The sequence below is a fragment of the Leuconostoc miyukkimchii genome (genome assembly GCF_019656055.1).
Taxonomy (GTDB): domain Bacteria; phylum Bacillota; class Bacilli; order Lactobacillales; family Lactobacillaceae; genus Leuconostoc; species Leuconostoc miyukkimchii.
Map to the genome: position 1 here is coordinate 1 of NZ_BPKY01000001.1, position 13401 is coordinate 13401.

The 13401-nt window shown below is 35.2% G+C and carries 9 protein-coding genes and 1 other annotated feature; all 9 genes read left to right on the top strand.

Annotated features, from left to right (window positions below; genetic code table 11):
* Nucleotides 1–259: 259 nt before the first annotated feature.
* The 9 genes from K5Q13_RS00005 (at nucleotide 260) to K5Q13_RS00045 (ending at nucleotide 13370) form a co-directional block, all read left to right on the top strand.
* Complete coding sequence (locus K5Q13_RS00005; protein ID WP_220738584.1) at nucleotides 260–1357, top strand: ABC transporter ATP-binding protein; 1098 nt, start codon at nucleotides 260–262, stop codon at nucleotides 1355–1357.
* A 7-nt stretch (nucleotides 1358–1364) separates the two neighbouring features.
* A complete protein-coding gene (locus tag K5Q13_RS00010; RefSeq protein ID WP_220738586.1) occupies nucleotides 1365–2180 on the top strand; it encodes an ABC transporter permease in 816 nt (271 codons plus the stop codon).
* A 72-nt stretch (nucleotides 2181–2252) separates the two neighbouring features.
* The gene (locus K5Q13_RS00015) at nucleotides 2253–5798 is read left to right on the top strand and encodes a bifunctional glycosyltransferase/CDP-glycerol:glycerophosphate glycerophosphotransferase (RefSeq protein WP_220738588.1); all 3546 of its coding nucleotides are present in this window, start codon (nucleotides 2253–2255) and stop codon (nucleotides 5796–5798) included.
* Between the two features lie 2 nt (nucleotides 5799–5800).
* On the top strand, nucleotides 5801–7528 hold the full coding sequence (locus K5Q13_RS00020; protein ID WP_246574083.1) for a putative glycosyltransferase family protein: 1728 nt from the start codon (nucleotides 5801–5803) through the stop codon (nucleotides 7526–7528).
* Nucleotides 7529–7530: 2 nt separating this feature from the next.
* Complete coding sequence (locus tag K5Q13_RS00025) at nucleotides 7531–8577, top strand: acyltransferase family protein (RefSeq protein ID WP_220738590.1); 1047 nt, start codon at nucleotides 7531–7533, stop codon at nucleotides 8575–8577.
* A gap of 72 nt (nucleotides 8578–8649) precedes the next feature.
* Nucleotides 8650–9624: a glycosyltransferase family 2 protein gene (locus tag K5Q13_RS00030; protein WP_220738592.1), complete on the top strand. Its 975-nt coding sequence runs from the start codon at nucleotides 8650–8652 to the stop codon at nucleotides 9622–9624.
* Between the two features lie 137 nt (nucleotides 9625–9761).
* Nucleotides 9762–10030 (top strand) — a binding site (T-box leader).
* 70 nt (nucleotides 10031–10100) lie between these two features.
* Nucleotides 10101–11501 (top strand): amino acid permease, encoded by a 1401-nt coding sequence (locus K5Q13_RS00035; protein WP_220738594.1) that lies wholly within the window; start codon nucleotides 10101–10103, stop codon nucleotides 11499–11501.
* Entirely contained in the window at nucleotides 11501–12409 is a 909-nt protein-coding gene (gene mmuM / locus K5Q13_RS00040; RefSeq protein WP_220738596.1) for a homocysteine S-methyltransferase, read from the top strand. Before K5Q13_RS00035 ends, mmuM begins: the two co-directional genes overlap by 1 nt.
* A gap of 151 nt (nucleotides 12410–12560) precedes the next feature.
* Nucleotides 12561–13370, top strand: a complete 810-nt coding sequence (locus K5Q13_RS00045; protein ID WP_246574121.1) for a methylenetetrahydrofolate reductase — start codon at nucleotides 12561–12563, stop codon at nucleotides 13368–13370.
* Nucleotides 13371–13401 lie beyond the last annotated feature (31 nt).

Consider the following 13401-nt stretch of genomic DNA (forward strand, 5'->3'; position numbering starts at 1 on the left):
TTCAATTTGTACTTCTTTTGAGAACATAACAAACCCCCGTAAGTTTGGATTTACTCCAACTTACGGGGGTCAGTTCACTCAATAAACTTTTGAGGCTTTTTTAGTATCAAGACAAATAACGTAAGAATGTTATTAGATTAGCATTTGTTTTCGTTTTATGAGCGTTCATTCGAGTGGTTATTCGACTATTTGGTTATAAATAGGGTATAATATAGTGTTGTGACTTTTTCACATCTTTATATTTTGTCGGAGGAAAGACATGCCTGAAGATAACAAAAAAACAGTTTATACGCCTAATGATCCGCGTGGGTTAAATGAACCATTTTTACCAGTGTCTATTGCGAAACAAATTGATTTACCTGGTAATGAAAACGTTGCTGATGCCCCTTTAAAGGTAAGCGGACGCTATATTACAAAAGAATACGATATGGGAACAGGGCGCAACGAAAAAATCCAAGCGATTTTAAACCCTTTAAAGTCTAAAAAAGAAAAATTCTGGGGACTTAAAGGCATTTCTTTTGATGTTTTTGAAGGTGATGTTGTTGGGGTTGTCGGTGTTAATGGTTCCGGAAAATCAACTTTACTCAACATTTTAAGTGGCGCATTAGTGGAAACATCAGGTCGTTTAATTCTTAAGGGACAGACGTCACTACTATCTGTGTGGGACGGGTTGCGTGATAATTTAACAGGATTAGAAAATATTCGCTTGAAATCATTAATGATGGGACTATCGAATAAAGAAATTGACGCACAAATTGATGATATTGCGGATTTTTCTGAATTAGGTAAATTCATTAAACAACCTGTTAAAAATTATTCTTCAGGGATGCGTTCTAAGTTAGGATTTTCTATCGCAGTTCATCAAGATCCAGATATTATGATTATTGATGAGGCACTTTCTGTTGGGGACCAAACATTTACCAGAAAAGCTTTGAATAAGATGAAGGAATTCAAGGCAGCAGGAAAAACAATATTTTTTGTTTCTCACGCATTGGGTCAAATTGAAGAGTTCACTGATAAAACAATGTGGATTCAGTATGGCGAATTACGTGCCTATGGTGATACACCAACTATTTTACAAGAATATAAAGATTGGACAAAATGGTACAATCAACTAGACGATGACGTAAAAAAATCTTATGTTGCAGCGCGTAAGCAAGCACAAAATGATTTTAATCGAGCACAATTGGCAAAACGAATTGCAGAGGATCACCATTTATCAGATATTGAGAAGAAAAAGATTGCTCGTGATAACGCAGTTGGTGGTCGACTTACTTGGTGGAACTGGTTATTAGCAATCGCTGGAACTGGTGTTTTTGCTTATGCAGTCTATCTTTATGTTTATTTGGGACGGTAATTAAATTATGAGAGAAATTTGGCTTGTGCTGCGGGAGCAAATAAAATACTTCCCCGTCATGTTACGTTTGGCTCGCTATGAAACTCGTGCCAAATATAAAGATCATTCGTTAGGTGTTTTGTGGGACATTATTAATCCAGTGATGCAAATTGCAACCTATTGGCTAGTGTTCGGTATAGGATTACGTCAAGGTGGTACAACGGATGGCGTACCTTATGTTGGTTGGTTAGTTATTGGGCAGGCAACCTGGTTATTTTTGAATACATCATTTATGGATGCTACTTGGAGTATACGTAGCAATGTGCGACAAGTGTCTAAGATGAATTTTCCGATTAGTATTATGCCAACTGTTCGTACCTGGATTAACGTCATACCATTTGCAATAACATTGGCAGTAGGTGTACTCATTGCAGTGGGTTCAGGCGTTGACCTAACAATGCATGCTTTTCAATTTATTTATTATTTTTTAGCTATGCTGGCATTTTTACATGCGTTAGGTATATTTAATGCTACAATTACGGTATTATTTCCTGATTATCAGCAATTGATTCAGACAATTATGCGATTCGTCTTTTGGTTCTCTGGTGCAGTGATTGATATTGCCGATAAGTTGGGACCAACACATGCGCGTATTGGACGCTTAATTGAATTGAACCCATTCTATTACTTGATATCAGGTGTTCGTGATTCTTTTCTCAGTACAGGTTGGATTTGGGATCATCCTTCGCAAAATATTGCTTTTTGGATGTTCGTGTTAGTAACACTACTACTAGGATCGCATTTGCACTTAAAGTTCCGCGCTTATTTTGCGGACCTTGTTTAAAATAAGGTAAAAAGGGGTGTGGGCATAGCCCACCCCCTATTTGCATACATAATTAAAATAGGAGCTCTAAACATGACAGAACCAATTGTTCATCTACCAAAAAATTACGATAGACCAGTAACGGTTACCAAAAAGAGTCATCGAATTAATACACGTTTAAGTGTAGTTGTTCCAATGTATAATGTGGCATTATTTTTGCGAGAAGCTCTAGATTCTTTGTTACGTCAAGGTGTTAATGAGGTGATGCAGGTTATTCTAATTGACGATGGTTCCAAGGATGAATCATCTGAAATTGCCAAGGAATACGTTGAACAGTATCCTGACATTTTTGAGTTGTATATTTTTGAGAATGGTGGGTTAGGTGCAGCACGTAATCGTGGCACAAATCTAGCAGAGGGAGAATATATTACCTATGTTGATCCAGATGATATTGTAGTGGATTATTCTTATCGTAAAATGTTATCGATTATTGAGCGGACTAGTTCTGATCTTATTGGTGGAGCAGTACGCCGATTTAATAGTTCCGGCAAAACATGGACTTCTTATGTACATAACCAGGCATATCATGATACTTATGAAGCAACAACATTAGAAGAACACCCAGAAATGGTTTGGGATTCAACGGCTTGGAATAAAATATATCGATTAGATTTTATTCTCAAGTTTAGTTTGTATTTTCCAGAAAAAATGTTGTACGAGGATATGCCAACTGTTGTACCGATGTACAGTTTAGCTAAGACAATTGATATATTAGATGAAGTCGTTTATTGGTGGCGTGCGAGAGATGCGGGTGCACCTTCAATAACGCAAGCGACAGGACAAATTACTAATTTCACAGATCGTGTAAAAGGTATGAAAATAATTTTGAACAGTTTGAAGGCGTATAATGCGCCAAAAATTGCTCAAGACGAACAGTTACACAAGATGTTAGATTTTGATTTGACGTTACCATTCACGTATGATAATTTTTTGATTTTAGATCAATCATATAAGGATGCGATATACAATAATGTCAAATCTTTCTTAGAAATGTTAACACCACAACAATTTGAACAGTCACGATTTTGGTATCGAGCCTTGTACACAGTGTGGTTGTCTCAACCACAAGATGTGGTTGAAAAGGCAATCGAAAAGTATGCTAAGCGTGAATTTCACATAACATTTGATCGTCAAAATAAAACATTACATAGCACATATCAAGATGAGTTTGATTTTGAATTACCAACATTTTTAGCTGATTTTGAAAGCAAAACACGATTATATTCTGTTGTGAAGGAAGATGACAAAATCATATTAGAGGGTCATTTGTACCATCGTTATTTAGAAGTTACGAATGAAACAGATCGATCTTCTGCAACAGTTCGGTATATCAACAAATACAAAAACAAAATAGCTAACTTTACAGGTAAAGTAGTGTTCACTGAAGATCCTGATATTACAGCTTATAGTGGGTTTGATAATACACAAACTAAGGTTGAGAAACCAGCGCATGAATATCGATTCAGTCACTACCGCGTTGAGATGCCGTTAGCTGATTTTAAAGCCATCAATGAGTCAGTCTATATTGAGTTAGTACAGAATGTTCATGGTATTGAATTGAGCACACTGATTAGTGAACCTGTTCCAGGTGATAAACCTCGTCCTGAAGGATATGTGTTTGATGAAGATTTTATTCTGCCAAATTATTCATCAGATTGGCGTTTTAAAATCGACCGTTTTGAAGAGGCACCATGTGTGACGGCTAGTCAATACCATAAAAATAACTATACTTTTGTCATTCGCTATGCTAAAGCAATTGTTGCTTTGAGAGATTCACGTGATGAAACAGTAATTGAATTAGAGAAGGTTGGTAACAACTATACATTATCAGCTGAGGTTCAGCATCGATTAAGTCAGAATTCTTCGGATGCAAAGCGATGGTGGCAACTGATAACAACTGATGATCTTCAAGATAGCACGCAATTTGAATTAGTTCGTATGAATCAAACAGCTGTGGTTGAACCGCATAGTGTTGGACAAAACATGTCCGTATTTCATGTATCTAATCATGTTGCAACACTCGCTATTTCATGGGAATATCCGATTGTTAAATCATTAGAAATTATCAAAGATAAAGCGATTATCCAGTTTTGGTTAGGTGGTTGGACCAAAACTGCACTCTGGGTCAATTTAACTTTTGAAGAAGATGAATTAGAAAATCGTTATAAGGCAAGAAAGTTGTCGCATGGGTTTGGTGAGCGACAGCTTTGGGAAGTGGCTATGCCGCTATCGTTTGGTCAATATGGGGACAAGCAATGGTTGCATCCAAATATTTCTATGAAATTTATACAGCGGCCAGCATTCTCAATGCCATTGAGGTGGGGAAAATCAATTCATAAACTACTTCGTGAAACAGTTCCAGTTGGGAGGCTAGAATGGCGTTTTATATCTCATGATTCAGAAGAGCATCGACAAGTTGCTGTTAGACAAAACACCAATCGTAGTGATTTTAAAGAAATGAACCAAAAAGTTGATTTTTGGCAAAATGAGTATAAAGAGTACCTAAAGCAACCTTTGCTTTCAAAAACAATAGTCTATTCTTCTTTGTGGGGTGGTAAGTTTGATGACAATCCACGCGCTATTTATGAGTATTTAAATTCTCATTATGAAGGTTTTGAACACGTCGTTGTTATGAAAAATATACTAGTGAATACAACTTTATCTAATGTTCGATTTATATCATTTGGTACAAAGGAATATTGGTATTATCTTGCGCGTGCTAAGTATTTTGTCAACAATGTTAATTTTGAACAAACAGAACGTATTAAACGTCAGGGTCAGGTAGAACTTCAAACAATGCATGGGACACCGTTAAAAAAGATGGGATTTGATGTATTAAATGAATGGTCATCTGCTGGATACGAGCGTTATTTGAAGAAAAATAAAAATTGGGATTATTTAACAGTTCCATCTGATTTTGTTGCTAGCGTTGCACAGAATGCCTATCGACATCAAGCAAAAGTTTTGAACACGGGCTATCCAAGAAATGATGCGTTGTTCAAAAAGTCTGATACTACGGAAATCAATGAATTAAAACGTTTAATGAACCTGCCCGTTGATAAAAAAATTATATTGTATGCACCAACGTGGAGAAAGCGTGGTGATGTGACATTGGCACTGGAGTATGATAGTTTAAGTCAAAGTCTTCCGGAAGATGTGGTATTAGTAATTCGTGGTCACTATTGGACAAATGTTGTGGGTGTTCCTAATATGAAAAATATTAAGTTGGCTGATTTTAACTTTTCAATAGATGATTACTATCTTGTTGCAGATGCAATGATTACAGACTATTCGTCAACTATGTTTGATTATGCATTGTTAAATAAGCCGATGATATTCTATGTGTATGATTATAATTCATATACAATATCGAGAGGGTTGAATTTTGATTTTGAGACTGATGCACCAGGTCCATTAGTATATAATCAATCAGAACTGGAAGCAGCTATTGTAAACTTTGAATCGATACCAACTAATTATGCTGATAAAATTAGTCAGTTTAATCAAAAGTTTATTCAATATGATGATGGACATGCGAGTCAAAAGGTTGTCGAAGCAGTTTTTGCTGAGGATATTTAGTTATGAAAAACGAAATTGACTCGAAAATAAAACACATGAGTTTTAGGAGGATATGGCCCTACTTTGTTATTTTTACCGTTGCACTTATATATGCAATCCCTCAATTACATGTACGGGGAATTTATGTTGGTGCAGATAGTGCTTTTCATTTTAATCGTGCATTCGAAGCAATGGAACGTATTAAAAACTTTAATTTTCATAATACGCAAATGTCATTATATGGCTTCAACAAATCAGGAAGAGTTGTTAACGCATTGTATGGTCCAGGGCTAGGATATTTTTTTGGAATTATCTTACTGCTAACAAAATCATGGTTAAAATTTCAATTAATAACTAACTTTATATTAACAATTGGATCAATAGGATTAAGCTATTGGCTTTTCAATAAATATTCGAAACAACCTTTTCTTAGTCTAGTATTTGCAATTGTGTTGTCTTTAACTAGTCCTTGGTCAATTAGTTATTGGTATCAAAGCTCAGGAGGAATGCCTTGGGGAATGATGTTTATGCCGCTTGTAATTGATGCCGGTATTCAAATGTACTCTAATCGAGAAAAGCCAGTACGTATTTTGAGATTAGGTGTCATAATGGCTCTTATTTTGGAGAGCCATATGCTATCTTTTGTATTTGGTGTAAGTATTTTAAGTGTATTTTTTATTGCCGGTATGATTACTAATCCGAAACGTTTACAATTGTTCAAACAAAGTGTGGTTGCGGCTACTATTTCTTTGGGTTTAACGTTGGGTTATTGGTCAGACTACATAAGTATTGTTCATACTCAAAACATTCTAAGTCCATTTGTCAACTTAAACCCTGCTAATTTATCATCTAATATATTCCAGGGTTTGAATTTTTGGTTAATTGTTCTTTCAGTAACACTTATTATTTCGTTTTCTGGAAAGCTACAAAATTGGCAATGGATAGTATTTGTTACTGGAATTGGTTTTTTAATAGTTGCTTCAGGACCAAAGTTCATTCTCGAACATTGGAACAATATTGGGTTCTTACGTACGGTTCAATTTCCTATGCGTTTCACTTTGCCAGGGGTATACTTACTGTCTTTTTTTGTAGTAACTATGTTATCTCGTTTTCATGATAAATCTCCACAAAACAAGTCCTATATAATTGCTATTGCAGTAGGTGTATTATTAGTTTCAGGTTCGACAATTAAAAACTCTTTTTTAAATTACTATACAGTTAACCAAAAATTTTGGCAAAATCCTAATTATGTAACATCCAAATTTTCAACATCTAGGAACATTACACAAACAAACATAAAAAAAATTCTTGAAAATAGAAATGATGATTTTGAAAAAAGCATTAATGTGGTAAACTTCTCAGCACCTGACTACTTACCCGGTAGAGGTCAAGTTTATTATGAAGATGCAAATTATCGTGTTATAGAAAAAGAAATAATTAATCCGAGAATCATTGTTAAGAAGAGTCTTAGTAAGACAGGCAACTTGGTTGTAAAATGGCATCAACATAAGACACATGTTACAAATCTTCCGATAATTGTATATCGACAATCAGTTGTAAAACTTAATGGATACAAAATAACCCCTGAAAAAAATAACAACGGTGTGCTGAAGGTGATAGGAAATTCAGGATTAAATACTGTTGAGGTAGGGATTAAGGTACCAAAAATGGTACAAATAGCAAAATTAGGCCCTATTGTTGTTTCGGTGGTAGTAGTTGGGATACTAATTAATTCTAAAAGAAAGAGATGACTATGTCAGCAAAGTATGATGTGTTAGATGTCTTTAAATTGATCGCGGCATTTTTTGTGGTTGGAATACATGCATGGCCGCTGCCAGATATAAACAGTAATATTATTTTATTTCAAGGTTTAGGACGTTTTGCCGTTCCCTTTTTTCTCCTATCATCAGGATTTTTATTAGAAAAAAAATTACAAAACGTAATGGAGAAAAAAGTATACATCCTTCAATATGTTAAACGACTTTTTCTGTTTTATGTTGCATGGTGGATAACATATTTGTGGTTAACTCCTCTAACATGGGGGGGAGTTTATCGTTTTGAGGGTCAGCAGGGTATACAATTATTTAAATCAATTTTAAACCAATATATCTTTAATTTTTTTACAGGAAGCACATTTATTGGTTCTTGGTATATTTCGGCAACAATTATTGGTATAGTAATTGTATTTATTATGTTTGATCGAATATCGTATTTGATGCAATTTTTGATTGGTGTAACTTGGTTTAGTGTTTTATTAGTTATCCTATTACAAGGGAATAAAATTTCAAGTATCACAATCATTTTAAAATATTTGCCACATGTGTTACCAGCTGAGACGTTTTTAGTGGCAGTACCTTTTTTAATTTTTGGTCGTATTATTGCACGATATGAAGAAAAATTAAATAAAATCCCAATTGCATTATTGACTGTTACTGTAATAGGTTTATTACCCGTCATTGCTAAGGAAATATTTTTTTGGCGCTCAACAGGGAGTACAATTTCTAATGAACAGTTATTTTTCGCTGACATCCTAGCTATGGTTGTTTTGATAATTGCAATAAATACATCTACTCGAAAAATACAAATACCATCAGCTAAGCATTTACGTGGATTCTCTAGCTTTGTATATATGGGACAATTTGGTTTGTTAATTCTGGCTCCTATATTGCATAAATATTTTGGTATAATGTTTTCAAAATGGACAATGTATACTGTAATTATATTATTGCTATTTTTACTGTTTGAAACATTGAATTTATTTTCAAGTAAAAGAATGAAGTTTATAAAATATTTGTGGTAAAAATTTTATAATTAAAATTCTTTAAAAAAGTATAAACATGTGAATTACAAAATTAATAAGGAAACCAACAAAATGACTGAAAAAACAGTAGCAGCTGCGATTGTGACCTATAACCGTTTAGAGCTTTTGAAAGAATCATTAGCTGCTGTTCTGGCACAAACTAAATATTTATCACATGTGATTGTTGTTAATAATTTATCAACAGATGGTACAAAAGAATATTTGGATAATTTGGATGATGAGCGCGTTGTGGTTTACCATGCATCTGAAAATCTTGGTGGTGCTGGTGGATTTAATCAAGCAGTTCGCTTGTTTGGCGAAAAATTGCAAGATGATTTTATATGGCTTATGGATGATGATACGATACCAGAAGCAGCTGCGTTAGAGCATTTGGTTGATTTTATGCTGACACATCCGAAATCGGGTTTTGTTAACTCACAGGTGCGTTGGGGGAGTGTTACTGGAAATCCTTCATGGATGAACGTGACTGCTCCGAGAGCATTTACATGGCAGCGTTATCTCACAGATACTAAAAATCCTGCAGTCGAAGTTGTGAATTCAACTTTTGTGTCTGTCATGTTTTCTCGTGAAATGGTGGCAATGGTTGGGTTACCTCAAAAGGAATATTTCATTTGGGGAGACGACATGGAATACACGAATCGTATCGCCGACATTCAGCGTGGGTATATGGTTATGAACTCGCTTGCGATCCATAAATCTAAAGAAAATACTAAACCAGGTGACATCGTTGCTGAAGTCGATGATACGCGGTTATGGCGTTACAACTTTGAGTACCGTAACCGAGTTTTGACAGCTAGAAGAATATCCAAAAAAGAAATGATCAAAACTTTAATGGTTGCTATCGTACGTGATTTCCGTAAAACCTTACTAAAAAGTGGTGTTGCATATCGTGGTAAGAAGCTTGGTGTTATCATACGTGGTTTATGGCGCGGTTTGTTCTTTAATCCTGCAATTGAGTATGCAGAAGGGTTGCGTAAGCCAAAAACTAAGAGCCTTCACGACAAGGAAATGGATTTATTGGATTAACTTAGCTTCACAACATTCTGATACTAGCTTAATGACTGTTATTTTATATCAAACCAATATTTTTATGATGATTTAGTCTATTCGATGAGATAAAAGTTAAAATACTATTGACATTTTTTTATATTGTGGTTATGATATTATCAACGATGAAAAGATGAGTAGTTTGATATCAGTTTTAAGAGAGTTTACGTTTGGTGAGAGTAAACAACAAAGTCGAATGAAAATGGTCTTGGAGTACAGTTGTTGTGAGCATGGGAATAATACCATACAAGCATGAACCGGGAGAGCCCGTTATAGCTACCATGATTCCTGTGATGCTATTTTTATAACTAGCAGCGATCATGTATGAGGTGTGCTTTTTTTTGCATACGAAAACCGGGTGGTAACACGAGAAGTCGTCCCGCAATCTGATTAGGTTCAGATTGCGGGATTTTTTTGTGTCATTAAGGTATTAAAACATAGGGGAATGGTAGATAATGGCAAACAAGTTAAAACGTATGATGAGTGCGCGTCAGATACAAATGATAGGACTCGCTAGTGGTATTGGAACGGGATTATTTTTATCCTCTGCTTTTACTATTCATGAGGCTGGTGCATTTGGTGCAATATTAGCGTATTCTGTTGGTGCCTTTTTGGTTTACCTGGTGATGTTGAGTGTCGCAGAATTATCAATTGCCATGCCGCAAACAGGTGCTTTTCACTATCACGCGCAAAAATTAATCGGTCCGGCCACTGGATTCTTTGTTGCAATCTCTTATTGGCTTACTTGGACAATTGCACTGGGTTCTGAATTTACAGCATCAGGAATTATTATGCAAAAATGGTTCCCAAATATTCCAGTGTGGGCATTTTCAGGACTATTCATTGTTATCATCTTATTGAGTAATATTTTTTCAGTGAAAATATTTGGAGAAAGTGAGTATTGGTTGGCAGCCATTAAGGTCGTGGCAATTATTGCATTTCTTGTCATTGGTGTATTGATTCTAACTGGTGTGTTACATTCGAGTCAAACAAGAGAAGCTGGTTTTCAAAACATTTTTAGTCATGGTGTGTTCCCAAATGGTATTGGTGCTGTATTTACAACAATGTTAGCAGTTAATTTTGCCTTTAGTGGTACAGAATTGATGGGAATTACTGCTGGTGAGGCTAAAAATCCAAGTCAGGCTATCCCTAAAGCAATTAAAGCAGTGTGGTGGCGGCAACTTATCTTTTTTGTGGGGAGTATTACAATCTTAGCAGCCATTATTCCTTACAATAAAGCAGGTATTACTGAAAGTCCATTTGTAACAGTATTTAGTATGATTGGCATACCTTATGCTGCTGATATTATGAACTTTGTTATCCTAACGGGAATTATTTCAATGGCAAATTCTGGATTATATGCATCAACACGAATGTTATGGTCGTTAAGTCATGAAGGATTAATATCACCAAAATTTGAAAGAACTAATAAAAATGGCATTCCAGTATTAGCATTATTTGCGAGTTTAATAGGCGGCTTATTAGCCCTAGGTTCTAGTGTAATTGCTGCCGGATCACTATATTTGATTTTGGTAGAAGTTTCAGGTTTAGCTGTTGTGTTCGTCTGGGTGGCAATTAGTTGGTCGCATTATAAATATTATCAACTATTGAAACAAGAAAATAGATTACAAGATTTAAGGTATCCTAATTGGGCCTATCCTTTATTACCATTAGCAGGATTTATTGGTTCGTCGTTGTCAATTATTTTAGTTGTCTTTGATCCAGTTCAAAGGCCGGCGTTACTTTGGTCAGTACCATTTATTATTATTGTATACGGCTATTATTATTTACGATTTACACGACATGCCAAAGTAAATCTAAATCAAACAAAAAAATTTGAGGAAGAAATCCTATAATGACACAATTTAATGAGTTACTCGTGAAAGACAAAACAATTATATTAGATGGTGGGTTTGGTAGTGAACTAGAGAAAAGGGCAATAGATTTGGACAATAATCTATGGTCAGCCAGCGCACTGATTCAATCTCCCGATACTGTGAAAGAAATCCATCAAGATTATCTTAATTCCGGGGCTGAAATTTTAATCACTGATACGTATCAAGCAAATCCAAAAACTTTTACGAATGCGGGCATTAGTGAAGAGCAAGCATTTCAATTAATTGATGTGGCTGTACAACAAGCAAAAGCGGCAATTAAAGCTAGCCACAATAGTGCTGTAGTAGCAGGTTCAGTCGGACCTTATGGCGCATTTTTGGCAAATGGTGCAGAATATACTGGTGACTACAGCTTGTCTAGTGCAGAGTACAAAGCCTTTCATCGACCTCAAATAGCACGATTAATAGCAAACGATGTTGATTTAATCGCTTTAGAGACGTTACCTAATTTTGAAGAGGCAAAAGCATTAGCAGAACTATTGCAGGATGAGTTTCCTTTGATAGATGCATATTTTAGTTTTTCTACAGAAGCAGGAGATCACTTGTGGGATGGCACTAAACTGTCAGAGGCAGTGGCGTATTTTGAACCATATCAACAAATTAAAGCTATTGGCATTAATTGTACGGCACCTGAAAATATTTTAATCGCATTAGGAAACATCGTACCAAACACGACAAAAAAAGTCATTGTTTATCCAAATGCAGGAGAAATATATGATCCGATATCTAAGGCTTGGCTGACAAAAAGTGGACCAATTAATTGGCAACAGTTAGTGCCTGTTTGGCAGGAAGCCGGGGCCGATATTATTGGTGGCTGTTGCCGTACGAGTCCTACTGATATTAAAGCAATTTATCAAGCAGCTAAATAATATCGTAGTGTGTATTTAAGGGGAGGTTTAGTAGTCTATTGTAATAGACTATTTTATAATTAAAATTTATGACAAAAATAACAACAATTTATCAAAAAAAACAAGCGCCAGTACTATCTTTTGAACTTTTCCACCGAAAAAAGACAGTGCCATTGAATCGCTCTACCACACATTAAATGAGGTAGATCCGCAAGCACTTGGCGTCGACTTTATTAGCGTCACATATGGTGCTGGTGGTTCAGGTAATAGCGAAAAAACAAGACAGCTTGCCGAATATATTCAAAATACATATCATATACCGGCGTTACATCATTTAACAGGTGTTAATCAAACACCTAAGTCATTAAGAGAAAATCTAGATGCCATCCAATCAGCAGGTATAGAGAATATTTTGGCATTACGTGGTGATTTACCAAATGATGATTATGTCAACAATGATTATCCATTTGCAAAAGATTTAATTCAAGATATTAAGTCATACACTGATTTAAATGTTGGGGCAGCAGTTTACCCAGAAGGACATGTTGACAATCCAGTAACTGGTATTAGTTTAAATGGCGTCAGGGAAAAAATATTGAGTGGAACAGATTTTTTGATTTCACAATTATTTTTTGAAAATAATGTTTTTTATGGCATGCAGGATGCATTGCGAGCAAATTATATGAAGATACCAGTATCTGCTGGTATTATGCCAATCATTAGTAAATCACAAGTTGATAGAATGACGTACATGATTGGTTCCTCATTACCAGCACATCTGATTAAAATCGTCCATAAATATGAAAATGATCCCGAAAGCTTGCAGCAAGCAGGAATTGAATATGCCTTAGAACAGATACATGATTTAATCAATCATGGCGTTGATGGTATACATATTTACGCGATGAACAGATCAAAAGTTCTAGAAGACATGTTACCAGTTATTAATCAAGAAATTCAGAAAAAGGCATTAATAAAATAAGTTTATATTTTAAATTAAACGGAGAAGGTAT